The sequence below is a fragment of the Pseudomonas sp. QLc11A genome, from assembly GCF_052112305.1.
Lineage (GTDB): Bacteria > Pseudomonadota > Gammaproteobacteria > Pseudomonadales > Pseudomonadaceae > Aquipseudomonas > Aquipseudomonas laurylsulfatiphila.
The window spans coordinates 43,682-68,179 of record NZ_JAVAJJ010000011.1 but is presented as its reverse complement, the minus strand read 5'-3'; the positions used below and the strand labels follow the sequence as shown (position 1 = coordinate 68,179).

General features: G+C 60.9%; 20 protein-coding genes. 11 read left to right on the top strand and 9 right to left on the bottom strand.

Annotated elements, in window-relative coordinates; translation table 11 throughout:
• The first annotated feature begins 242 nt into the window (after nucleotides 1-242).
• The 9 genes from betI to yccS all read left to right on the top strand — a co-directional run bounded on the left by betI (nucleotide 243) and on the right by yccS (nucleotide 14,255).
• Nucleotides 243-836, top strand: a complete 594-nt coding sequence (betI, locus tag Q8X48_RS17035; protein ID WP_007975486.1) for a transcriptional regulator BetI — start codon at nucleotides 243-245, stop codon at nucleotides 834-836.
• Nucleotides 837-896: 60 nt separating this feature from the next.
• Nucleotides 897-2,369 carry a betaine-aldehyde dehydrogenase gene (gene betB, locus Q8X48_RS17030; RefSeq protein ID WP_407799975.1) on the top strand — a complete coding sequence of 491 codons (1,473 nt, stop codon included), beginning with the start codon at nucleotides 897-899 and terminating at the stop codon, nucleotides 2,367-2,369.
• A 180-nt stretch (nucleotides 2,370-2,549) separates the two neighbouring features.
• Nucleotides 2,550-4,250 carry a choline dehydrogenase gene (gene betA / locus Q8X48_RS17025; protein WP_126047996.1) on the top strand — a complete coding sequence of 567 codons (1,701 nt, stop codon included), beginning with the start codon at nucleotides 2,550-2,552 and terminating at the stop codon, nucleotides 4,248-4,250.
• 285 nt (nucleotides 4,251-4,535) lie between these two features.
• The gene (locus tag Q8X48_RS17020) at nucleotides 4,536-5,978 is read left to right on the top strand and encodes a TldD/PmbA family protein (protein WP_407799976.1); all 1,443 of its coding nucleotides are present in this window, start codon (nucleotides 4,536-4,538) and stop codon (nucleotides 5,976-5,978) included.
• Nucleotides 5,978-7,315 (top strand): TldD/PmbA family protein, encoded by a 1,338-nt coding sequence (locus Q8X48_RS17015; RefSeq protein WP_095964155.1) that lies wholly within the window; start codon nucleotides 5,978-5,980, stop codon nucleotides 7,313-7,315. Before Q8X48_RS17020 ends, Q8X48_RS17015 begins: the two co-directional genes overlap by 1 nt.
• Nucleotides 7,316-7,463: 148 nt before the next feature.
• Nucleotides 7,464-8,891, top strand: a complete 1,428-nt coding sequence (gene mdtD / locus Q8X48_RS17010; protein ID WP_407799977.1) for a multidrug transporter subunit MdtD — start codon at nucleotides 7,464-7,466, stop codon at nucleotides 8,889-8,891.
• A 248-nt stretch (nucleotides 8,892-9,139) separates the two neighbouring features.
• Nucleotides 9,140-10,477, top strand: a complete 1,338-nt coding sequence (dbpA, locus tag Q8X48_RS17005) for an ATP-dependent RNA helicase DbpA (protein WP_238540823.1) — start codon at nucleotides 9,140-9,142, stop codon at nucleotides 10,475-10,477.
• A gap of 152 nt (nucleotides 10,478-10,629) precedes the next feature.
• Nucleotides 10,630-11,808, top strand: a complete 1,179-nt coding sequence (locus Q8X48_RS17000; protein WP_126050883.1) for an NAD(P)/FAD-dependent oxidoreductase — start codon at nucleotides 10,630-10,632, stop codon at nucleotides 11,806-11,808.
• 263 nt (nucleotides 11,809-12,071) lie between these two features.
• Complete coding sequence (gene yccS / locus Q8X48_RS16995) at nucleotides 12,072-14,255, top strand: YccS family putative transporter (protein WP_407799978.1); 2,184 nt, start codon at nucleotides 12,072-12,074, stop codon at nucleotides 14,253-14,255.
• 155 nt (nucleotides 14,256-14,410) lie between these two features.
• Here the strand turns inward: yccS and Q8X48_RS16990 are convergent, their stop codons facing one another.
• Nucleotides 14,411-15,148 (bottom strand): substrate-binding periplasmic protein, encoded by a 738-nt coding sequence (locus tag Q8X48_RS16990; RefSeq protein ID WP_095964158.1) that lies wholly within the window; start codon nucleotides 15,146-15,148, stop codon nucleotides 14,411-14,413.
• A 258-nt stretch (nucleotides 15,149-15,406) separates the two neighbouring features.
• On the opposite strand from Q8X48_RS16990, the gene Q8X48_RS16985 reads away from it, so the two are divergent.
• A complete protein-coding gene (locus Q8X48_RS16985; protein ID WP_407799979.1) occupies nucleotides 15,407-15,859 on the top strand; it encodes a GNAT family N-acetyltransferase in 453 nt (150 codons plus the stop codon).
• 96 nt (nucleotides 15,860-15,955) lie between these two features.
• Here Q8X48_RS16985 and Q8X48_RS16980 read toward each other — a convergent pair whose 3' ends face one another.
• Genes Q8X48_RS16980 through Q8X48_RS16970 form a run of 3 tightly spaced genes read right to left on the bottom strand, consistent with a single transcriptional unit; the run spans nucleotide 15,956 to nucleotide 18,947 of the window.
• Complete coding sequence (locus tag Q8X48_RS16980) at nucleotides 15,956-16,252, bottom strand: winged helix-turn-helix domain-containing protein (protein ID WP_126048012.1); 297 nt, start codon at nucleotides 16,250-16,252, stop codon at nucleotides 15,956-15,958.
• A 10-nt stretch (nucleotides 16,253-16,262) separates the two neighbouring features.
• Nucleotides 16,263-16,778 carry a YgjP-like metallopeptidase domain-containing protein gene (locus Q8X48_RS16975; protein ID WP_407799980.1) on the bottom strand — a complete coding sequence of 172 codons (516 nt, stop codon included), beginning with the start codon at nucleotides 16,776-16,778 and terminating at the stop codon, nucleotides 16,263-16,265.
• A 45-nt stretch (nucleotides 16,779-16,823) separates the two neighbouring features.
• Nucleotides 16,824-18,947 carry a putative bifunctional diguanylate cyclase/phosphodiesterase gene (locus tag Q8X48_RS16970; RefSeq protein ID WP_407799981.1) on the bottom strand — a complete coding sequence of 708 codons (2,124 nt, stop codon included), beginning with the start codon at nucleotides 18,945-18,947 and terminating at the stop codon, nucleotides 16,824-16,826.
• A 322-nt stretch (nucleotides 18,948-19,269) separates the two neighbouring features.
• Between Q8X48_RS16970 and Q8X48_RS16965 the strand changes: the two genes are divergently transcribed.
• The gene (locus Q8X48_RS16965) at nucleotides 19,270-19,938 is read left to right on the top strand and encodes a polysaccharide lyase family 7 protein (protein ID WP_217836584.1); all 669 of its coding nucleotides are present in this window, start codon (nucleotides 19,270-19,272) and stop codon (nucleotides 19,936-19,938) included.
• Nucleotides 19,939-20,131: 193 nt separating this feature from the next.
• On the opposite strand, the gene fba is transcribed toward Q8X48_RS16965, so the two are convergent.
• From fba to epd, 5 genes are all read right to left on the bottom strand, one after another.
• On the bottom strand, nucleotides 20,132-21,196 hold the full coding sequence (fba, locus tag Q8X48_RS16960; RefSeq protein ID WP_007981624.1) for a class II fructose-bisphosphate aldolase: 1,065 nt from the start codon (nucleotides 21,194-21,196) through the stop codon (nucleotides 20,132-20,134).
• A gap of 299 nt (nucleotides 21,197-21,495) precedes the next feature.
• Nucleotides 21,496-21,837: an MliC family protein gene (locus tag Q8X48_RS16955; protein ID WP_407799982.1), complete on the bottom strand. Its 342-nt coding sequence runs from the start codon at nucleotides 21,835-21,837 to the stop codon at nucleotides 21,496-21,498.
• 56 nt (nucleotides 21,838-21,893) lie between these two features.
• Nucleotides 21,894-22,115 carry a hypothetical protein gene (locus Q8X48_RS16950; protein WP_007975465.1) on the bottom strand — a complete coding sequence of 74 codons (222 nt, stop codon included), beginning with the start codon at nucleotides 22,113-22,115 and terminating at the stop codon, nucleotides 21,894-21,896.
• Between the two features lie 35 nt (nucleotides 22,116-22,150).
• A complete protein-coding gene (locus tag Q8X48_RS16945; protein ID WP_407799983.1) occupies nucleotides 22,151-23,314 on the bottom strand; it encodes a phosphoglycerate kinase in 1,164 nt (387 codons plus the stop codon).
• Nucleotides 23,311-24,378, bottom strand: a complete 1,068-nt coding sequence (epd, locus tag Q8X48_RS16940; protein WP_407799984.1) for an erythrose-4-phosphate dehydrogenase — start codon at nucleotides 24,376-24,378, stop codon at nucleotides 23,311-23,313. Before epd ends, Q8X48_RS16945 begins: the two co-directional genes overlap by 4 nt.
• Nucleotides 24,379-24,498: the final 120 nt, after the last annotated feature.

The window sequence follows — 24,498 nt, the reverse complement described above, 5'->3', positions numbered from 1 at the left end:
GGCGGGTGATATAAAGACACCCCGAAAAAAGCCCGAAACCCCTGGAGCGCCACAGCGCGTAGGTTTCGAGCAGTTTCGGAAGTCATTTTTCCGCCGCTACATGTTGGGAAAATCTGTAGGCAGCGACGATTTGTCGCAGATCTTATTCTTTGTTGATTGAACGTTCAATCAAAACAAAATAGACTGGCCCTCAAGCCGGTAGTCGTTTGACGTCTGCCGGAAGGCCCAAGGAGATGTGCAAGATGCCCAAGGTCGGTATGCAACCCATCCGTCGCCAGCAGTTGATCGAAGCCACATTGCTGGCGGTCGATCAGGTCGGAATGGGGGACGCCAGCATTGCGCTGATCGCCCGTTTGGCCGGTGTCTCGAATGGCATCATCAGTCATTACTTTCAGGACAAGAACGGCCTGATCGCTGCCACGGCGCAGTATCTGATGAGTGTCCTCAGCGAGAACGTCACCGCGCGCCGTCAGGCGCTGACAGATGCAAGCCCGCGGGCGCATCTGCAGGTGATCATCGAAGGCAACTTCGACGCCAGCCAGGTCAATGGCCCGGCAATGAAAACCTGGCTGGCCTTCTGGGCCACCAGCATGCACCACCCGTCTTTGCACAGGTTGCAGCGGATCAACGATCACCGTCTGTATTCCAACCTGTGCTGCCAGTTCCGCCGCGTACTGCCGCTCGACGATGCGCGCAGTGCAGCCCGTGGCCTGGCAGCCCTCATTGACGGTTTGTGGTTGCGCGGCGCGCTGTCGGGAGATGCTTTCGACACCGGGCAGGCGCACCAGATCGCTTACGAATACATGGATTTCCAACTGGCCAAGCAGGTGAGTTAGAGCACACAGAACGCTCAACCACCGGACCGCGCCAATCACTGATGCACTTGCGAGGACTTTATGGCCCGTTTCGAATTGCAAAAACTCTACATCGATGGCGCTTACTCTGACGCCAGCAGCGACGCCACTTTCGAAGCCATCAACCCGGCTAACGGTGAAGTCCTCGCAAAAGTACAACGTGCCACCTTCGATGACGTCGAGCGCGCCGTCGTCAGCGCCGAAAAGGGCCAGAAAATCTGGGCCGCCATGACCGCCATGGAGCGTTCGCGCATCCTGCGTCGCGCCGTGGAAATCCTGCGTGAGCGCAACGACGAACTGGCCGCCCTGGAAACCCTGGACACCGGCAAGGCGTACTCCGAAACCCGCTACGTCGACATCGTCACCGGCGCTGATGTGCTGGAGTACTACGCAGGCCTGGTTCCGGCCATCGAAGGCGAGCAGATTCCGCTACGCACCACGTCGTTCGTCTACACCCGTCGCGAGCCGCTGGGCGTTGTGGCCGGTATCGGCGCGTGGAACTACCCGATCCAGATCGCCCTGTGGAAATCCGCGCCAGCCTTGGCGGCCGGTAACGCGATGATCTTCAAGCCAAGCGAAGTCACCTCGCTGACCACCCTGAAACTGGCCGAGATCTACACCGAAGCCGGCGTGCCAAACGGCGTGTTCAACGTCCTGACCGGCAGCGGCCGCGAAGTCGGCACCTGGCTGACCGAGCACCCGCGCATCGAGAAAGTCTCGTTCACCGGCGGCACCGACACCGGCAAGAAAGTCATGGCCAGCGCTTCGAGCTCTTCGCTCAAGGACGTGACCATGGAACTGGGCGGCAAGTCCCCGCTGATCATCTGCGACGACGCCGACCTCGATCGTGCTGCCGACACCGCGATGATGGCCAACTTCTACAGCTCCGGCCAGGTGTGCACCAACGGCACCCGCGTGTTCGTACCGGCCCACCTGAAAGCCGCTTTCGAAGCCAAGATCGTTGAGCGCGTTGCACGCATCCGCGTCGGCAACCCTGAAGACGAAAACACCAACTTCGGCCCTCTGGTCAGCTTCGCCCACATGGAAAGCGTGCTGGGCTACATCGCCAAGGGCAAGGAAGAAGGTGCACGCCTGCTGTGCGGCGGCGAGCGTCTGACCGACGGCGAATTCGCCAAAGGCGCCTTCGTGGCCCCGACCGTGTTCACCGACTGCACCGACGACATGACCATCGTCCGTGAAGAAATCTTTGGCCCGGTGATGGCGATCCTCACCTACGAAACCGAAGAAGAAGTGATCCGTCGCGCCAACGACACCGAGTTCGGCCTGGCCGCCGGTATCGTCACCCGCGACCTGAACCGCGCGCACCGCGTAATTCATCAACTGGAAGCCGGTATCTGCTGGATCAATGCCTGGGGAGAGTCCGACGCGAAGATGCCGGTTGGCGGCTACAAGCAGTCGGGTGTCGGCCGTGAGAACGGCATCAGCTCGCTGAACAACTTCACCCGCATCAAATCGGTACAGGTCGAGCTGGGCGATTACGTCTCGGTGTTCTAAGACCCGAGTCCTGTATTGCCTGCGAGGGCCTCTTCGCGGGCAAGCCCGCTCCCACAGGTTTTGAGTCGTCCATCAAATCTGTGGCAGCTCCCAATCCCTGTGGGAGCTGGCTTGCCAGCGAATCGAGTGCGCAGCACTCGCCGAGGCCCGACCTGACCACCATCAAAGAGGGTGCATTCAATGTCCCAAGAATTCGACTACATCATCATCGGTGCCGGCTCGGCCGGTAACACCCTGGCGACCCGTCTGACCGAAGACGCAGGCGTCACCGTCCTGCTGCTCGAAGCCGGCGGCCCGGACTACCGTTTCGACTTCCGCACACAGATGCCGGCCGCCCTGGCGTTCCCGCTGCAGGGCCGTCGCTACAACTGGGCCTACGAAACCGATCCAGAGCCACACATGGACGGTCGTCGCATGGAGTGCGGTCGCGGCAAGGGCCTGGGCGGCTCTTCGCTGATCAACGGCATGTGCTACATCCGCGGCAACGCCATGGACTACGACGGCTGGGCGAAACTGCCAGGCCTGGAAGACTGGTCGTACCTGGACTGCCTGCCCTATTTCCGCAAGGCGGAAACCCGCGACATCGGCCCGAACGACTACCACGGTGGCGACGGCCCGGTCAGTGTGACCACGCCGAAAGCCGGCAACAACCCGCTGTTCCACGCCATGGTTGAAGCCGGCGTGCAGGCCGGTTACCCGCGCACCGAAGACTTGAACGGCTACCAGCAGGAAGGCTTCGGCCCGATGGATCGCACCGTGACACCGAAAGGTCGTCGTGCCTCCACCGCCCGTGGTTACCTGGACGTCGCCAAGAAGCGTTCGACCCTGACCATCGTCACCCACGCCCTGACCGACAAGATCCTGTTCGAAGGCAAGCGTGCGGTCGGCGTGCGTTACCTGGTCGGCGACGCTGAAGAGCGCGTTGAAGTCAAAGCACGCAAGGAAGTGCTGCTGTGCTCCGGCGCCATCGCTTCGCCGCAGATCCTGCAACGCTCCGGCGTCGGCCCGGCCGAGCTGCTGAAAAAGCTCGACATTCCGGTGGTCCACGACCTGCCGGGCGTCGGTGAAAACCTGCAGGATCACCTTGAGCTGTACCTGCAATACGCTTGCACCCAGCCAGTCTCGCTGTACCCGTCGCTGCTCCTGCACAACCAGCCGGCCATCGGTGCCGAGTGGCTGTTCAACGGCACCGGCATCGGCGCCAGCAACCAGTTCGAAGCCGGCGGCTTCATCCGCACCCGTCCGGAATTCGAATGGCCGAACATTCAGTACCACTTCCTGCCGGTGGCGATTAACTACAACGGCAGCAACGGTGTGAAAGAGCACGGCTTCCAGGCGCACATGGGCTCCATGCGTTCGCCAAGCCGTGGGCGCATCCAGGCCAAGTCCAAGGACCCACGCCAGCACCCGAGCATCCTGTTCAACTACATGGCCACCGAGCAGGACTGGCAGGAATTCCGCGACGGCATCCGCCTGACCCGTGAAATCATGCAACAGCCGGCGCTGGACGCTTTCCGTGGTCGCGAGATCAGCCCGGGCATCGAGGTGCAAACCGACGAGCAACTGGACAAGTTCATCCGCGAACACGCTGAAACTGCGTTCCACCCGTCCTGCTCGTGCAAGATGGGCACCGACGACATGGCCGTGGTCGATGGCGAAGGTCGTGTGCATGGCATGCAAGGCCTGCGGGTGGTCGATGCCTCGATCATGCCGATCATCACCACCGGCAACCTCAACGCACCCACGATCATGATGGCCGAGAAAATCGCCGACAAGATCCGTGGTCGCAAGCCATTGCCGCGCAGCACAGCCACTTACTATGTGGCCGGTGAAGCACCGGTGAAGGGCAAGCCGGTGCGGGAAGTGAGCCAGACAGCGTAAGGCGTTACACCGCGTCGAACCTATCGCGAGCAAGCTCGCTCCCACAGGTTTCGGGTTGGATTGCAGATTTGTGATCCAACCGGAACCACTGTGGGAGCGAGCTTGCTCGCGATGGGGTCCTGACAATCAGCACACATCTACCGGTCAAACCCGGTAATCCCTCCCTCCACAGATCCAAACTTGATCCTCCCCCCCTCGCAGGCCTAATCTAGCGCCACGCAATCGTTTCACCCCTTCCCCTCGCAGCACCGCGCCATCGCCACTCCATAACCAGGAGGTTCACGAATGTTCGATTTCTACCCCCAGCTCAAGCAGCGCTTCGCTGCCTTGCGCACGGGTGCTGAATTCTTTTCCCTGCGTTATGTGCGCGAATCCGGGCAGTACCTGTCGGTGCGCAAGAACATCGCCGAACCGCCTAGCCTGAGCCGTGACGAAGGGGCGATGCTGACCGTGCGGGTCAATGGCGTCGAGGTCTATGCGGCGACCAACGATCTGTCGCAACAAGGCCTGCAGGCCGCCCTCGAGCGCGCCGAACTCCAGGCCCGTCGACTCAAGCCCCATGCCTTGCTGGACCTGCGTGAACAGGCTGTTTCCAGCGACCGCGCCGATTACTTTTCGCCGAACTTCGACCAGCCCTTCCCGTCCCTGAGCGACTGCTACCAACTGCTCGGCGCCGAGTCGGCCGCCGTGCCCAGGGACGAGCGCCTGGTGAACTGGCAGGTCAGCCTCGGCATCACTCACGTCGAGCAGATTTACCTCAACAGCGCCGGTGCCGAACTGCGCCAGGCCCAACGCTTTGTGTACCCTGGCCTGGACGTCACGGCCTACGACGGCAAAGACAGCCAGACCCGCAGCCTGGGTCGCGAGAACTTCGGCCAGCAAGGCGCGGCGGACGTCATCAGCCGCTGCGGCCTGATCGGTGCCGGTGCCCAGGTGGCTGATCAGGCGCTGCAACTGCTGCTGGCGCCGAACACACCGCAAGGCAAGCGCGACCTGCTGCTGATGCCCGACCAGATGATGCTGCAAATCCACGAATCCATCGGCCATCCGCTGGAGCTGGACCGCATTCTGGGTGACGAACGCAATTACGCCGGCACCAGTTTCGTCAAAGCCGAAGATTTCGGCAGGCTGCAATACGGCTCCGGCCTGCTCAACGTGACCTTCGACCCGGACATTCCCGAGGAGCTCGCCAGCTACGGCCATGACGACGACGGCACGCCCGCCAGCAAACAGTTCCTGATCCGCGAAGGCCTGTTGCTGCGCCCGCTGGGCGGTGCGTTGTCGCAATTCCGGGCCGGCATGGACGGCGTCGCCAACAGCCGCGCCTGCGGCTGGAATCGTCCGCCGATCGATCGCATGGCCAACCTCAACATCGAGCCGGGCGATCAGTCCATCGAGCAGCTGATCGGCGGTATCGAACACGGCGTGCTGATGTCAACCAACCGTTCCTGGTCGATCGACGATGCCCGCAATAAATTCCAGTTCGGCTGCGAATGGGGCCAACTGATCGAAAACGGCGAACTCAAAGGCGTGGTAAAAAATCCCAATTACAGGGGCATCTCCGCGCAGTTCTGGAAAAGCCTCAGCGCCGTCGGTGATGCCAGTACCTTCAAGGTCCTCGGCACACCGAACTGCGGCAAGGGCGAGCCGAACCAGGTGATCCGCGTCGGCCACGCGTCACCGGCCTGCGTGTTCAGTAACGTTGATGTATTCGGAGGAGACGCCTGATGCATCCGTCAATCAGCCAGTCCGCATCGTTCAAAGCGCTGGTCAACAGCCTGCGTGCAGCGCTTCACGAGCCCGAACAGTTCACCCTCAGCTACGCCGCCGAATCCTCGGCCTTCATACGTTTCAACCACGCCAAGGTGCGTCAGGCCGGTCAGGTGCAGCAGGCGAGCATCGGCCTGAAACTGATCAACGAAGGCCGCCATGCCGATCTGCAAATCACTCTGGCCGGCGATCCCCAGATTGACCTGCAACGTTTGAACGAAGGTCTGCAACAGCTGCGCGACACCTTGCCGCTGCTACCTGCGGACCCGTATCTGCTGCTCAACCACAATGGCTGGCAGAGCAACAACGTACAGGCCCAACCGCTGCCGGACACCGAACAGGTGGTCGCGCAAATCACCCAGGCCGCCGAAGGCCTGGATCTTGTCGGTTTCTACGCTGCCGGACCGATCAGTCGTGGTTTTGCCAGTTCTTCGGGCGCCTTCGGCTGGCATCAGGCCAACAGTTTCAATTTCGACTTCAGCCTGTTCCACGAGAACGGCCAGGCGGTAAAGGCCAGCTATGCCGGGCAGGACTGGAACAGCGAGGGCTTTGCCAAACGCTTCGAGCAAGCCCGCGAGCAACTTGAGTTTCTGGGACGGCCGCTACGCACTTTGGCGCCCGGCCAGTACCGCGCTTACCTGGCACCGGCGGCGCTGGAAGAAATCATGGGCATGCTGTGCTGGGGTGGTTTCTCGGCACAGTCGATTGCCAGCAAAAGCAGCCCGCTGCAAAGGCTCTACGGTGGCGACAGCGCATTCAGCCCGCTGGTCTCGCTGGACGAAAAAGTCAGCGGTTCACTGAGCCCGGCGTTTTCCGACGAAGGTTATCCGCGCAGTGACCTGGGGTTGATCGTCAATGGCAAGGCCGGGGCACAACTGGTCAGTTCGCGCAGCGCCGCGGAATACGGTTTGACCGCCAACGGCGCCAGCGGCGGTGAATCCCCGAGTGCGCTGAACATGAAAGCCGGGGCATTGCCTGACGCGGACATCCTCAAGCAGTTGGGTACGGGGCTGTACATCAGCAACCTGTGGTACCTCAACTTTTCGGATCAACCGGCCGCGCGCCTGACCGGCATGACCCGCTTCGCCACTTTCTGGGTCGAGAACGGCGAGATTCAGGCACCGGTCAACACCATGCGCTTTGATGACAGTGCCTTCAGCCTGCTCGGTTCGCGGCTGGAAGCGTTGACCGAGGAGCGGGAGTTGTTGCTGTCGGCGAGCACCTACAGCCAGCGGGCGACGGCTTCGGCGTTGTTGCCGGGGGCGTTGGTCAGCCGACTAACGTTGACACTGTAAAAACGCATGCCCCTGTAGGAGCGAGCTTGCTCGCGATGGTCGTGAACGATGACGCGTGCTGCCTGGAAAAATGCATCGCCTTCACATTCATCGCGAGCAAGCTCGCTCCTACAGGAACGGAGTAAAGCTCACACTGACAAGAGGTCCCATGCCCAACCGCCCGCCTCTCGACGCTGTCACCGCCCGCTGGATACCCTGGGTCGTCGCCATTGCCTTCTTCATGCAGTCCCTCGACGGGACGATCCTCAACACCGCCCTGCCGGCCATGGCCCGCGACCTGGTCGAAGACCCATTGCGCATGCAGGGTGTGATCATCGCCTACATGCTCACGGTCGCCCTGCTGATCCCGGCTTCGGGCTGGATCGCCGACCGTTTTGGCACCAGGAAGATCTTCTTCAGCGCAATCCTTCTGTTCAGTCTCGGCTCATTGCTCTGCGCATTGTCGAGCAGCCTGAGCCTGCTGATCGGCGCCCGGGTGATCCAGGGCCTGGGCGGGGCGTTGATGCTGCCGGTCGGGCGGCTGGTGGTGCTGCGCGCCTACCCGCGTTCGGAACTGGTGCGGATCATGGGCTTCATCACCATTCCCGGGCTGCTCGGCCCGCTGATCGGCCCGACCATGGGCGGCTGGATGGTGCAATACCTGACCTGGCACTGGATCTTCCTGATCAACCTGCCGGTGGGACTGGTGGGATGCTACGCCGTATGGAAATTCATCCCGGACTTGCGTGGCTCGGAACGCACCCGTTTCGATAGCCTGGGCTTCGTGCTGTTCGGCGCGGCGATGATTCTGATCACCGTCGCCATGGAAGGCCTGGGCGAATTGCACCTGCCACACCTGCGGGTGATGTTGCTGCTGTTCGGCGGCATGGCGTGCCTGGCAGCGTACTGGTTGCGCGCCGGGCACATCGAGAACCCGTTGTTCGCGCCGTCGCTGTTCAAGACCCGAACCTTTGCCGTGGGCATTCTCGGCAACCTGTTTGCCCGCCTTGGCAGCGGCGCCCTGCCCTTTCTGGTGCCGTTGCTGCTGCAAGTGGCGCTGGGCTACTCGCCGTCCCAGGCCGGGATGAGCATGCTGCCGCTGGCCGCTGCGGCGATGATCGCCAAGTGGGTGGCCCGGCCGCTGATCGAGCGTTTGGGTTATCGCATCGTGCTGACCGGCAACACCCTGGCATTGGGCATCATGCTGGCGAGCATGGGCCTGGTCAGCGAGCAGACGCCGTATTGGCTGCTACTGTGCCTGCTGGCGATTCTTGGCGCGATCAACTCCCTGCAGTTCACCGCGATGAACACCGTGACCCTGATCGACCTCGACGATGCCAGCGCCAGCAGCGGCAACAGCCTGCTGTCGGTGGTCGCGCAATTGTCCCTGAGCCTGGGCGTTGCCTGTGCCGGTGCGTTGCTCGGCGGCTTCACGGCGGAGATCGGAAACGACGGCGTGCAGACCGTTCTGGGCGCGTTTCAACTGACGTTTGTGACTGTGGGAATCATGGCAATGCTGGCCGCGACTATCTTTTCCCAGCTTTCACGGAATGACGGACGGCGTGTCGAGCGTCCGGAAGAACACATAGAGCCTTAGTTTCCGAATGAGAAGTGCCTGCGCTCGACCATGCTGCGTTGAAAACAGCCTCGAAATGCTCATTGGCTAAAGCCAACTCCGCTTTCTCGCCTGTTTTCGCCTTGCCTGGTCATCGCTCGGCTACTTCTCGTCCGGAAACTGCGGGCGAATGGCCATCGGACTGGTACACTGCGCGACATTTTGTTTTGCAGGCCAGTCCCGTGACCACCATCGCCACCGAATTTAATACTTTGCCGCTGTCTGCCGCCATGCTGGCTAACCTCGAATCCCTCGGTTATGCCCAGATGACGCCGATCCAGGCGCAAAGCTTGCCGGTGATCCTCAAAGGGATGGACCTGATCGCCCAGGCCAAGACCGGCAGCGGCAAGACCGCTGCCTTTGGTATCGGCCTGCTGAACCCGATCAATCCGCGTTACTTCGGTTGCCAGGCACTGATCCTGTGCCCGACCCGCGAGCTGGCCGACCAGGTCGCCAAGGAAATCCGTCGCCTGGCCCGTGCCGAAGACAACATCAAGGTCCTGACCCTGTGCGGCGGCGTGTCCCTCGGCCCGCAGATCGCTTCGCTGGAGCACGGCGCGCACATCATCGTCGGCACGCCGGGGCGCATCCAGCAGCACCTGCGCAAGGGCTCGCTGGTCCTTCACGGCCTCAACACCCTGATCCTCGACGAAGCCGACCGCATGCTCGATATGGGTTTCTACGATTCCATCGAAGAAATCATCATGCAGGCCCCGGAGCGTCGCCAGACCCTGCTGTTCTCCGCGACCTACCCGGTAGGCATCAAGCAGCTGGCCTCGAAGTTCATGCGCAACCCGCAGCAAGTGAAGGCCGAAGCGTTCCACGACGACACGCAGATCGAGCAGCGCTTCTACGAGATCTCCCCGGATGACCGCATGAGTGCGGTGACCAAGGTACTTGGCCACTTCCGCCCGGCGTCCTGCGTAGCCTTCTGCTTCACCAAGCAACAGGTTCAGGAAACTGTCGATCACCTGACCGCCAAAGGCATCTCCGCCGTTGGCCTGCACGGCGATCTGGAACAGCGCGACCGCGACCAGGTGCTGGCGATGTTCGCCAACCGCAGTACTTCGGTACTGGTCGCCACCGACGTTGCTGCCCGTGGTCTGGACATCGATTCCCTGGACATGGTGATCAACGTCGAGCTGGCCCGTGATTCGGAAATCCACATCCACCGCGTCGGCCGTACCGGCCGCGCCGGTGAGAAAGGCCTGGCGATCAGCCTGGTGGCACCGTCCGAAGCGCAGCGTGCACAAGCCATCGAGCAATTGCAGAAAACACCGCTGACCTGGGATCAGGTGGACAACCTCACCTCCAAGGGCGGTGGTCCGCTGTTGCCGCAGATGAGCACCCTGTGCATCGCTGGCGGCCGCAAGGACAAGGTCCGTCCGGGCGACATTCTTGGCGCACTGACCGGTGACGCCGGCATCCCCGGCGCCCAGGTCGGCAAGATCGCGATTTTCGACTTCCAGGCCTATGTGGCCGTGGAGCGCGGCGTCGCCAAGCAGGCCTTGCAGCGTTTGAACGACGGCAAGATCAAGGGCCGTTCGTTGCGCGTGCGCATCCTGTAAAAACGCATCGCCCCCTGTAGGAGCGAGCCTGCTCGCGATGGACGACAGAACACCGCTGGGTATCAGACACCCCGCGTTATCGTTGACGTCCATCGCGAGCAGGCTCGCTGCTACAGGTTTGTTTTGTGGTGAGTCATCAAGAGGACACCGTTTTGCGCTCTACCGAAGTCGTGATCATTGGCGCTGGCGCCGCAGGGTTGATGTGTGCACTGACCGCCGCCGGGCGCGGGCGCAAGGTGCTGCTGCTCGACCATGCCAACAAGGCCGGCAAGAAAATCCTGATGTCTGGCGGTGGTCGCTGCAATTTCACCAACATGTACACAGAACCAGGCAATTTTCTCTCGCAGAACGCGCATTTCTGCAAATCCGCCCTGGCCCGCTATACCCAATGGGACTTCATCGGCATGGTGGCCAAGCACGGCGTGCCGTACCACGAGAAAAAACTCGGCCAGTTGTTCTGCGATAACAAATCCAGCGACATCCTCGAAATGCTGCTGAACGAGTGCGACCAGGTCGGCGTCAGCCTGCACCTGGACACCTCTATCCAGACCATCGAGAAGCTTGAGAAAGGCTATTTGCTGGACACGACGCTCGATCAGATCACCTGCGAATCCCTGGTGATCGCCACCGGCGGCCTGTCGATCCCGACGCTGGGCGCCACCGGCTTCGGTTACCAGGTGGCCAGACAGTTCGGCCACGAGCTGCTGCCGACCCGCGCCGGTCTGGTGCCATTTACCATCACCGATCAGCTCAAGGTGTTGTGCACCGAGTTGTCCGGTACATCGGTGGATTGTCTGGTGAGCTGCAACGACCAGAGCTTCCGCGAGAACATCCTGTTTACCCACCGCGGCCTCAGCGGCCCGGCGATTTTGCAGATCTCGTCGTTCTGGGAGTCCGGCGATACCGTCGAGATCAACCTGATGCCGGATCACGACGTGCCGGGCTGGCTGCAACAGCAACAGGCCGAACGCCCCAACAGCGAGCTGAAAACCCTGCTCGGTGAAATCTTCACCAAGAAGATGGCCAACCTGCTGGCGGACAACTGGTTCGCCTCCAAACCGATGAAGCAGTACACCCACGCGGAACTGGCTGACATCGCCGAGAAACTGGCGAGCTGGAAAGTCGTGCCAGCGGGCACCGAAGGTTATCGCACCGCCGAGGTGACCCTGGGCGGCGTCAACACCAATGAAGTGTCATCCAAGACCATGGAATCGCTGAAAAGCCCGGGCCTGTATTTCATCGGTGAAGTGCTGGATGTCACCGGGCATCTTGGCGGATTCAACTTCCAGTGGGCGTGGGCTTCGGGCTACGCGGCGGCGCAGTACGTCTGATTCAGAAACCTACACAATCCCCCTGTGGGAGCGAGCTTGCTCGCGATGGCGGCCTATCAGTCAACATCTCTGTTGAATGTTATGACCTCATCGCGAGCAAGCTCGCTCCCACAGGTTTCTCGGCCAGCCACAAAACTTGTGATCAACCCAGATCACCAATGCTCAAAGGAACAGATTTTGCTGTCTGATGTGATCGGCGCCATTGCGTCGGCGTCATTAGTGGCTCAATTTAGCGTCATTGCCTCGGAAGGCCTTCGCACTTCATGTCATCGACTTCGTTCCGCCAGTCTCTGCGGCGCCTTTGGGCGCTGGATAAATTCAGCTACAGCGTGCGGGTATTCATCGCCCTGACCGGCACCATGGCGCTGTGTTGGTATCAGGACGAAATGGGCCTGCTGATCCCGTTGTTCCTGGGGATTATCGCCAGTGCCCTGGCCGAGACCGACGACAGCTGGCAGGGCCGTCTCAACGCGCTGGCGGTGACGCTGGTGTGTTTCGCGGTTGCCGCCCTGTCCGTCGAACTGCTCTTCCCCTACCCCTCGCTGTTTATCATCGCTTTCGCCCTGGCCGCGTTCTGCCTGACCATGCTCGGTGCTCTCGGCGAGCGCTATGGCGCGATTGCCTCGGCAACCTTGATCCTGTCGGTCTACACCATGATCGGCGTGGACCAGCGTGGCGGCGCGGTGACCGACGTCTGGCACGAGCCGGTGCTGCTGGTGGCCGGTGCCGCCTGGTATGGCCTGCTGTCGGTGTTGTGGCAGGCGCTGTTTTCCAATCAGCCGGTGCAGCAGAGCCTTGCGCGGCTGTTCCGCGAACTGGGCTTTTACCTGAAGCTGAAATCCTCGCTGTTCGAGCCGATCCGGCAGATGGACGTGGAAGCCCGGCGCCTGGAACTGGCCCAGCAGAACGGCCGGGTAGTGGCGGCCCTGAATGCCGCCAAGGAAATCATCCTGCACCGGGTCGGCAACGGACGCCCGGGATCGAAGGTCAGCCGCTACCTGAAACTGTACTTTCTCGCCCAGGACATCCACGAACGCGCCAGCTCTTCACACTATCCGTACAACGCACTCGCAGAAGTGTTTTTCCACAGTGACGTCATGTTCCGCTGCCAACGCCTGTTGCGTCAGCAAGGCAAAGCCTGCCGTGCCCTGGCCGAATCGATCCAGATGCGTCAACCGTTCACCTATGACGCCAGTTTCACCGAGGCTCTCAGCGATCTGGATGCCTCTCTCGAACACCTGCGCATCCAGAGCAACCCGGCCTGGCGCGGCCTGCTGCGTTCGCTGCGGGCACTGGCGGCCAACCTCGGCACCCTCGACCGCTTGCTCAGCGATGCCAGTAACCCCGACGCCCTGGCCGACGCCACCGACAGCAGCTTGCTCGACCGTTCGCCCCGCAACCTCAAGGACGTGTGGGTTCGCCTGCGCACGCAGCTGACGCCGACCTCGTTGCTGTTCCGTCATGCCCTGCGATTGCCCCTGGCGTTGAGCATCGGCTACGCCATGGTGCATTTGATTCACCCGTCCCAGGGCTACTGGATCATCCTCACGACGCTGTTCGTCTGCCAACCGAACTACGGCGCCACTCGCCGCAAACTCGGTCAACGGATCATTGGCACCGCCATCGGCCTGACGTTGGCCTGGGCGCTGTTCGACCTGTTCCCGAACCCGCTGATCCAGTCGTGCTTCGCCATTGCCGCCGGGGTGGTGTTCTTTACCAACCGCACCACTCGCTACACCCTGGCGACGGCGGCAATCACCCTGATGGTGCTGTTCTGCTTCAACCAGGTGGGTGACGGTTACGGACTGTTCCTGCCACGGCTGTTCGATACCTTGCTCGGCAGCCTGATCGCCGGGCTGGCGGTGTTCCTGTTCCTGCCGGACTGGCAGGGCCGGCGCCTGAACAAAGTGCTGGCCAACACCCTGGCCTGCAACAGCATTTACCTGCGCCAGATCATGCAGCAGTACGCGGCGGGCAAAAGCGACGACCTGGCCTACCGCCTGGCCCGCCGCAACGCGCACAACGCCGACGCGGCGCTGTCGACCACGCTGGCCAATATGCTGATGGAGCCGGGGCATTTCCGAAAAGAAGCGGACGTGGGCTTCCGCTTCCTGGTGCTGTCGCACACGCTGCTCAGTTACCTGTCAGGCCTGGGAGCGCACCGGGAAACCCAACTGCCGGCAGACGTGCGTGAACAGCTGATCGAGGGGGCCGGGGTGAAACTGGCTGCCAGCATCGACGAGATCGCCCAGGGGCTGGCGAGCAAGGCTTCGATTGCGATCCAGAGCGATGAAGAAGAAGCACTGGCCAATGAGCTGGAACAGATGCCGGATGAAATCGACGAAGGCCAGCGGCTGGTGCAGACGCAGTTGGCATTGATCTGCCGGCAACTCGGGCCGTTGCGGACACTGGCGGCGCATCTGATCAAGGACAGCAGTGAGGATTGAGATTCAGGCTGGCTGTACCGGCCCCTTCGCGGGCAAGCCCGCTCCCACAGGGTTATCTGATGGTCACAAGATTTGTGTTCACCCTCGCCCACTGTGGGAGCGGGCTTGCCCGCGAAGAGGCCATCAGCAACAGTACAGAATCCGGATCAATGCACTCACATCCCATGCTGCTTCATCAACTTTTCATAACTGCCATCCGCCTTCATCGCCGCAATCTCCCGGTCGAACCCGGCAACGATCTGCTCATGCTGCGGGTTCTTCAGGCTGACCAGAATATGCAGGCTGTTCTCGCTCAAGGCCTTGGGCAGGAATTCCACGGCGTTTCGTACCTTGGGTGACTCCCGGGCGAGGTAATAGCGGGCGACGTACTCATCTTCCAGCGTCAGTTTGACCCGGTCGGCAGCGACCATGCGCACGGCCATGGCGAAGCTGTGCACGGGGACTTTCTGCAACGAGTCATCGTTGTCGAACCCGGGCGAATAGGCGTAACCACGCACGATGGCAATCGGATAAGTGTGCAATTGCTGCAGGTTATGGAATTCGATGGGCGCGTCTTTACGCTTGAGAAAACGTACGCGGTTGAGCAGGTATTCGCCGGAAAACTGGCCGAGTCTTGTCCGCTCCTCGGTGTACCAGGCGTTGACCAGCACGTCATATCGGCCCTCACCCAACCCCATCAAGGCCCGCGCCCAGGGCACTTGTTCAAACTCACTGGCATAGCCGGCCCTGGCGAGCGCAGTACTGACAATGTCCGTGGCCAGACCACCATTGATGAGCGTGGCATCGGTAAAGGGTGGCCAGGCATCAGCGACCAACCGCAGTTTTTCTGCCGCTGCCCCCTGAACCAGCAACAGCAATCCAATCAAGGCAAAAGCTCGATGCAATCGCGGCATGCTAGAAAAATCCTTAGCGGGCGATTGCCCGACGTGTTTTCAGCCAAAAACCCAAGGCCCCTGATCCGGCAATACCCGGGTACTCAACATTAGCTCAGCGAAGCCACAGCACAGCGCTTCGATCCAGATTACACAAAGAAGACATCCACGCGAGAAATGAATGATGGCATTTTGGCCTTTGTCACAGATTCTCCCGCCATAAAGACTTCTGGCGGGAGTACGCTTAGTATCGGAACAACGTTTTCAGGGAATCAAAACATGACAGTCGATTGGATCTGCAAACATCACAGCGACCTGGGCAAGGAGCAGCTGTACGCCATTTTGCAGCTGCGCGCGGAAGTGTTCGTCGTCGAGCAGAAATGCGTTTACCAGGATATCGATGGCCAGGACCTGGATGGCGACACCTGCCACGTGATGGCCTGGGACGGTAACCAACTGGTGGCCTACCTGCGGTTGCTTGACCCGCAATCGCAGGGCGGCGACGTGGTGATCGGGCGGGTGATCATTGCCCCGCAGGCACGCGGCGTGGGCCTGGGGCATGAATTGATGGATCAGGCGCTGAAACAGATCGAGAAGTACTGGCCAGGCCTGCCGGTCTACCTTTCGGCCCAGGCGCATTTGCAGGGGTATTACGGGCGCTATGGGTTTGTCGTGGCGGGTGAGGAATATGTGGAAGATGGCATTCCACACATTGGCATGCGTCGTCCGTAAGGGCCTCTTCGCGAGCAAGCCCGCTCCCACACTGGAATGCGGTCCCCTGTGGGAGCGGGCTTGCCCGCGAAGGCGTCGGCTCAGACACTACAGATTTCAGGGATACTCCAGCACCGCCTTAATCTGCCGCAGATTACGCTCGATCCAGCCACGATCAATCGCACCCCACTCGCGAATCCGATAGCGCCCCGCATGGTTGCGCGCGCCCTCTTCCTGCTCGAATTCACAGAGGATATCCAGATCCGCCAACGCCGCGATGGTGTCCTGCGCCGTGCGCCGGGGCATGCCGGTCACTTCGGTGAGCGCCGGGACGCTGCTGGCCAGTCCGCTGTCGATCAGGTACGCCACATACAAACGGCGATAGAAGCTGCTCTTGGTCTTGCTCACGTCCATCCATTGCTCCTTATAAGATCGCAGCCTGCGGCAGAGCCTGCAGATCCCGCCACGTCAGGTACACCCGCACATCGAACTCCACCTGGTGATACCCCGGCAGCATGTGCTCGCACAGTTTGTAGAAAGCCTTGTTGTGGTCCGATTCCTTGAAGTGCGCCAGCTCATGCACCACGATCATTTTCAGGAACTCGCAAGGCGCTTCCTTGAACAGCGAAGCGATGCGGATTTCCTTCTTGGCCTTGAGCTTGCCGCCTTGCACCCGGGAGATCGTGGTGTGCAGGCCAAGGGCACGGTGAGTGAGGTCCAGGCGATTGTCGAACAGCACCTTGTCGATGGCCGGAGCATTACGCAGGTATTCCTGCTTGAGGTCCAGGGCATAGGTGTACAGCGCCTTGTCGCTCTGCACACCATGCTTTTGCGGATAACGCTGGCTCAGGTAATCGCCCAGCCGACCGTCGGCGATCAGCTGGCGCACTTGATCCTGCAAGGTGGCGGGATAGGCCTGGAGATATTTCAACACGGTCATCGGGGCGGCAATACAGGTCACTGAAAGGTCGCCAGTGTAGCGAATTCAGCGGGGCAGCGCGCTCCAGTCAAACGGCTGGACAAAGACCCCGGCATCCTCGGCCATCATCGGTCGGGCCACCAGAAAGCCTTGCACATATTCGCAGCCGTTGGCCCGCAGCCATTCATACTGCGCGACGGTCTCCACCCCTTCGGCAATCACCAGCACCCCGAACTGTTTGCACAGGTCGATCACACTGCGCACCAGCGCCGCATCCCGTACCGAGTCCGGCAAGCGGGCTATCAAATGGCGGTCGAGCTTGAGGGTGTCCAGCTCCAGGTCGCGCAGGTGCGACAGGGAGCACGGGCCAACCCCGAAGTCATCCAATGCCACTCGTACGCCCAGATTGTGCAACAGGCGTAACTGCTTGCGGGCTTCCTCGGGGTGATGCATCAAGGCCTCTTCCGTGATCTCGACCTCCAGATGACGCGGCTGCAAGCCATGGCGCTCCAGCACCTGGCGCAGTTCGGTGACCAGGTTGGGCATGCCGAACTGCGTGCTGCTCAAGCTGACGCCGAGCACCAGATCATCGGTGAACAGGGTTTCCCAGGCTTTGCGCTGCCCCGCGCTGCGGTGGTAGATCCAGCTGCCCAGACGACTGATCAGCCGCGCCTCTTCCAGCAATGGCAAAAACAGCCCCGGCGGCACGTCGCCTACGCTCGGATGCTGCCAGCGCAGCAAGGCCTCGAAGCCACGAATCCGCCCGTCCGCAATCGCAACCTGAGGCTGATACACCAGGTTGAAATCCCGGTTCTCGATGGCCGTGCGCACACTTTCTTCGAGCATCAGCCGCGAGCGCGCCCGGCCGTTCATTTCGTGATCGTAGAAGCGATATTGCTGACGACCGGCACGCTTGGCTTCGTACATGGCGATGTCGGCCGCCCGCAGCATCCCGTCGAGATTGGCACCACATTCGGGGAACGTAGCAATGCCGATACTGGCACCCAGGGCGATATCGAGGCCGTCGACCTGCTGACAGATCGACACGCGCTCGATGAGCTTTTCGGCAATCTTCGCCGCTTGCTCGGGAAACTCCAGATCCAGCAGCGCGGTGAATTCATCGCCGCCCATCCGCGCCAGAATGTCGAAGGGCCGCAAGCAAGCCTTCAATTGTTCGGAGACCCAGCGCAGCACCCGATCGCCGGCATCGTGCCCGAGCGAATCATTGACGCGCTTGAAGCCGTCGAGGTCCAGATACATCAAGACCCAGGAACTGTCGGAACGCTCACCACGCAACAGCAGGTTCTCTACGGTCTGGTAGAAACCGCGGCGGTTGAGCAATCCGCTCAGCGGATCGGTGACCGCCTGAAACTCCAGTTGCTGATGCAAATGACGCACCACCGACATGTCCAGCACGGTCACGACCATTGCATGTTGCTCGGCAGGCAATGGCGCACAGGACAAGGCCACCGGCACCTGCTGGCCACGCGTCGTACGCAGCAGAGCATCGTGCAGGCGCAAGGTTTCACCACGTTTGTAGCCCGTGAAAAACTCTGAATCGGCCCAGACCGGCACATGGGGCTTTTGCAGATAGTCGAGAAACTCCTTGCCTTGCAGTTCCTGCACCGGGGCATTGAGCAGCCGCGACATCGCCGGATTGGCAAAACGAATCAGGCCGTCCTCACCCAACACCAGAATGCCTTCGGCCGCGTTATCCAGCACCGATGCATTAAAGGCCCGGGCGGACTCCAGATCATGACTCAAGCGCTGCAAGGCCCGGCGGTTGCGCTGGTGTTCGAGCAACGCCTGGACCTTGGGCGTGAAGATCTGCGGGTCGAACGGCTTGAACAGGTAATCCACCGCACCGCTGGCATAGCCCTTGATGACCGCGTCCTGGGACTGTTCATTGGCGGTCAGGAAAATGATCGGCGTGAGGCGGGTTCGCTGGCTACCGCGCATCAGGCGCGCCACTTCATAACCGTCCATGCCCGGCATCTGCACGTCCAGCAACACCAGGTCGATATCGTTTTCAAGCAACAAGCCGAGGGCGTCGAATCCCGAGGTGGCAGTAATGACTCGCCAGCCCTGGCGCTGTAACAACGCGCGCATGCTGATCAGGTTTTCAGGGTAATCGTCTACGACTAAAAGGGTTGAGCCGCCTTCTACTGGCGTGGGTTGCGCGCATTCCATGCTGCTTCTCTAATTGCGGGGGCGTCAGGCCGGTTTCTCGTGAAAACCGGACAAATACTGTGCCTTGACTCTAGACCCGCTTCTGCAAAAGCAGAAGGTATCAGTGAGCCATCATTCACCATTGTGACTTTTTGCCGACTAACGGTCGATGGTTCAGCCCCATAAAACCGGGAAAGATGGCATTTCGACAGGATGTTGACGTCAACCACCCGTCAGACGAGCGTTAACAAAATAACCCGCTACGATTATAAAGGCCGCCCAAAAGGTGCGGTCTAGAGCTTCTGGCACGCCCGTGCAGCATGAACCCAGTGGAAGAACCGACATGATCGATCTCGCAACCTGGAACCTCAGCGTTCCCGTTGGCAGCCCGCCGTACACCGTCGAAACCGCCAAACTGGTGGATGGCTTCAAGGATCAATACTTCCATTCCGACACCGGCACATTGTTTTTCTGGACGCCCGTGACCGGTTCCCGTACCGAAAACGCGATTTATCCGCGCACCGAATTACGTGAAACCTACAGCAACGGCACGTTGAAAAACTGGTATTACCCGGAGGCCGACAATTTGTTGTATGCCACGCTGGCAGTGAACCAGGTACCGAGCTCCGGGAAAATCGTCATCGGCCAGATCCATGCCTATCAAAGCCAGAAACCTCTGGTGAAGGTCGAGTACCAATACAAAACCAGTACGGCCACCGGCAATATCGTCGCCAAGGTCCGGATGCATCCCGATGACGATACAGGGCGGGTGATCATCGTTGCGACAGGGGTGAAACTCGACCAGGAGTTCAACTACCTCATCCACCTCAGCCCCGGCGGGGCCTTGGGCATCAGCGCGGCAGGTTATCAGTGGGATACGCAAATCAGCACAACCTGGCGCAACAAGCCGCTGTACTTCAAGGCCGGGGTCTATGTGCAGGACAACACCGGGTACACCACCGAAGGCGGGAAAGTGACCTTCAGCAAGCTGGATATCGATCACAATCAATGATGTCGGGGCACCGTTGACCCTGTGGGAGCGGGCTTGCTCGCGAAGGCGTAACATCAGGCGACATTGATGTTGAATGACACAACGCTTTCGCGAGCAAGCCCGCTCCCACACTGACCGCGTCGACGATGGATCATCGCCCACAAAAAACCCGCCTCGCGGCGGGTTCTTCATTTGTGCAGCTTAACGCCCGGTCTTAGTTGACCTTGGCGTTCAACTCACCTTTCAGGTAACGCTGATACATGCCTTCCAGCGAGATCGCCTTGATCTTCGAAGCGTTGCCGGCAGTGCCGAAGGCTTCGTAGCGAGCGATGCACACGTCGCGCATGGCGGTGACGGTGGCGCCGAAGAATTTACGTGGGTCGAACTCGCTCGGGTTGGTGGCCATCAGGCGACGCATGGCGCCAGTGGATGCCAGGCGCAGGTCGGTGTCGATGTTGACCTTGCGCACGCCGTGCTTGATGCCTTCGACGATTTCTTCAACCGGTACGCCGTAGGTTTCCTTGATGTCGCCGCCGTACTGGTTGATGATCGCCAGCCACTCTTGCGGAACCGAAGACGAACCGTGCATCACCAGGTGAGTGTTCGGAATGCGCTTGTGGATTTCCTTGATGCGGTCGATCGCCAGCACGTCGCCGGTAGGCGGCTTGGTGAACTTGTAGGCGCCGTGGCTGGTGCCGATGGCAATGGCCAGGGCATCAACCTGAGTGCGTTTTACGAAGTCAGCGGCTTCTTCCGGGTCGGTCAGCATCTGGCTGTGATCCAGAACGCCTTCGGCGCCGATGCCGTCTTCTTCACCGGCCATGCCGGTTTCCAGCGAACCCAGGCAACCCAGCTCGCCTTCTACCGAAACGCCGCAGGCGTGAGCCATGGCCACGGTCTGCTGGGTGACACGCACATTGTAGTCGTAGTCGGTCGGGGTCTTGCCGTCTTCGCCCAGGGAACCGTCCATCATCACCGAGCTGAAGCCCAACTGGATGGAGCGCTGGCAGACGTCAGGGCTGGTGCCGTGGTCCTGGTGCATGCACACCGGGATGTGCGGGAATTCTTCGATTGCCGCCAGGATCAGGTGACGCAGGAACGGTGCACCGGCGTATTTGCGAGCACCGGCCGAAGCCTGGACGATCACCGGGGAGTCAGTCTTGTCAGCGGCTTCCATGATGGCGCGCATCTGCTCAAGGTTGTTGACGTTGAAGGCTGGAACGCCGTAGCCGAACTCGGCTGCGTGGTCCAGCATCTGGCGCATGCTGATAAGTGCCATTGTGTGTGTCTCTCCCGGTTGAGGGTCGTTAATCGTGCCAGCCTGCCGTAGCGGCGGCGGCTATTCAAGTTATTGCAGATCGGGGGTTGAGCCCGGGCTGCGAATTCGGTACTGCAAAAAACCTGTGTCGCTGAAACCTTGTGGCGAGGGGGCTTGCCCCCGTTCGGCTGCGCAGCAGCCGCAAATCAAACGCCGCGTTCTTTCAGAAGCACCGCGCCAGCCTGCTTCGGGAGCGCTTCGCACTCCAACGGGGGCAAGCCCCCTCGCCACAAAAGCTCGCTCCCATCTTTGGATCTCTGTTATTCGGTTTTACAACCACGGCCGATCAAATCATTGGTGGCGACCCAGTAAACCAGGCCTTCCTCACCTTTTATGTGAAACGCCAGCATGTCATTGCTGTACAGCGAACCCGATGCACCCGGTTCCTGCTTCAAGCGGTAGACCTGATCGGCACCGCCCAGGCGCACATCGACTTCGTTACGGCTGTCGTCGGTGTAGCGCCACAGCACTTTGGCCTGGCTGTCGCAGGTCCAGGTGGTCCAGTTATCCACAGGTGCGGACGACTGGAACGGGTTCAACTGATCCATCTGAGCACAACCGACCAACAGCGCCAGCGCCGTAACGGCGATAAAACCTTTCATCCGTGTCCCTCGACTGGCGGCGCACGCTGCCAGCCCTGAGTAATGAGTCAGACCCGTCAAGGGCAGCCATGTTCCTTGGCGGGCGTCCGGGTCTCGTATTTGTCCAGGCCTTCGGGCCCGGAACGCTTGTTGAGCACCGGGTTGGTTTCGGCCTGCCAGTCAGCCTGGTAGCAGCCTTTGTCCGACTCGGACGGCGCCGGTTCCGCAGTGGCCTTCGGGTTACTCCCGCACGCCACCAGCGAACCTGCGACGATCAACAACGCTAACGTCTTGACCATGTCAACACTCCCTTGCCTGGTCAAACGGGCGACCCTCAGGCCTTGGCCCGACTTTCCAGGACTTCAACGGCTGGCAGCACCTTGCCTTCGACGAACTCGAGGAATGCGCCGCCACCGGTAGAAATGTAGGAGATCTGCTCGGCCACGCCATATTTGTCGATGGCAGCCAGGGTGTCGCCACCGCCGGCAATGGAGAACGCCGCGCTGTCTGCGATGGCCTGGGCCAGCACTTTGGTGCCATTGCCGAACTGGTCGAACTCGAACACGCCGACCGGACCATTCCACAGGATGGTCTTGGACGATTTCAGCAGTTCGGCGAAGTTCGCCGCGGTCTGCGGGCCGATGTCCAGGATCATGTCGTCGGCAGCGACGTCGGCGATCAGCTTGACGGTCGCAGTGGCGCTTTCAGCGAATTCCTTGGCAACCACCACGTCCACTGGCAGCGGCACGCTGACTTTGGCGGCGATGGCGCGAGCGGTGTCGAGCAGGTCCGGCTCGTACAGCGACTTGCCGACCGGGTGACCGGCAGCGGCCAGGAAGGTGTTGGCAATGCCGCCGCCGACGATCAACTGATCGCAGATCTGGCTCAGGCTGTTCAGTACGTCGAGTTTGGTCGACACCTTGGAGCCGGCGACGATGGCCGCCATCGGCTGGGCCGGAGCGCCCAGGGCCTTGCCCAGTGCGTCCAGTTCAGCGGCCAGCAGCGGGCCGGCAGCGGCGACTTTGGCGAACTTGGCCACGCCGTGGGTCGAACCCTCGGCACGGTGAGCGGTGCCGAAGGCGTCCATCACGAACACGTCGCACAGGGCAGCGTATTGCCGGGCCAGTTCATCGGCGTTCTTTTTCTCGCCTTTGTTGAAGCGCACGTTTTCGAACAGCACGATGTCGCCGGCCTTGACGTCAACACCGCCCAGGTAATCGGCCACCAGCGGCACTTCACGGCCCAGGGCACGGCTCAGGTAGTCGGCAACCGGCTTGAGGCTGTTCTCGGCCGAGAACTCGCCTTCGGTCGGACGGCCAAGGTGCGAGCAGACCATCACGGCCGCGCCTTTTTCCAGGGCCAGCTTGATGGTCGGCAGCGAGGCCAGGATACGCGCATCGCTGGTGACAACACCGTCCTTGACTGGGACGTTGAGGTCTTCGCGGATCAATACGCGCTTACCTTGCAGATCGAGGTCGGACATCTTCAACACGGTCATGGGTCGCACTTCCTACGGTTTTTTGAAGTTGCTGTTTGCAGATAGTGTTCTGCAACGTCCAGCATTCGGTTGGCAAAACCCCATTCGTTGTCGAACCAGGCCAGGATGTTCACCAGCCGTGGGCCGGAAACGCGGGTCTGACTGGCATCGACGATCGCCGAATGTGGGTCATGGTTGAAATCACAGCTTGCGTGGGGTAACTCGGTGTAAGCCAGCAGGCCTTTGAGCGGGCCGCTGGTGGCGGCTTCGCGCAGGATCCGGTTGACCTCGGTGGCGTCGGTCGCGGTGGCGGTCTGCATCGTGATATCGAGGCAGGACACGTTGACCGTCGGCACCCGCACGGCTTTGGCCTGAATTCGTCCGGCAAGTTCCGGCAACAGGCGTTCGATACCACGCGCCAGACCGGTGGACACTGGAATCACCGACTGGAACGCCGAACGGGTGCGGCGCAGGTCTTCGTGGTGATAGGCATCGATGACCGGCTGATCGTTCATCGCCGAGTGAATGGTGGTAATCGACACGTAATCCAGGCCAATGGCCTGATTCAGCAGGCGCAACAGCGGCACGCCGCAGTTGGTAGTGCAGGACGCGTTGGACACCAGCAGTTCATCGCCGGTCAGGCAATCCTGGTTCACGCCGTAGACAATGGTCGCGTCGACATCGGTCTCGCTGGCCATCGGCTGGGAAAACAGCACACGCGGGGCGCCGGCGTCGAGGAAACGCTGGCCGTCTTCGCGAGTGTGATAAGCGCCGGAACACTCCAGCACCAGATCGATGCCCAGGGATGCCCAATCGATGCCTTCGGGGGTGGCACTGCGCAGGACCTTCACGCAGTCGCCATTAATATGCAGACAATCGCCGTCGACTTTCACTTCGCCGGGGAACCGGCCATGGGTGGAGTCGAAGCGTGTCAGGTATTCGATGCTGGCCATGTCCGCCAGATCGTTGATCGCGACAATTTCAAACCCGGCCTTGTCGCCTCGCTCGAACAACGCACGCAAGACGCAACGACCAATCCGGCCGTAGCCGTTGAGTGCAACTTTGTAGGGACGCGGTTGAGGCATGGGGTTCTCGATAGACGCAGTCAGACGAATTTTCGCTAACAACACACCCTTGTAGGAGCGAGCTTGCTCGCGATGGACTTCAGGACAACGCGTTCATCCAGACAGCCAGCGTTATCATTA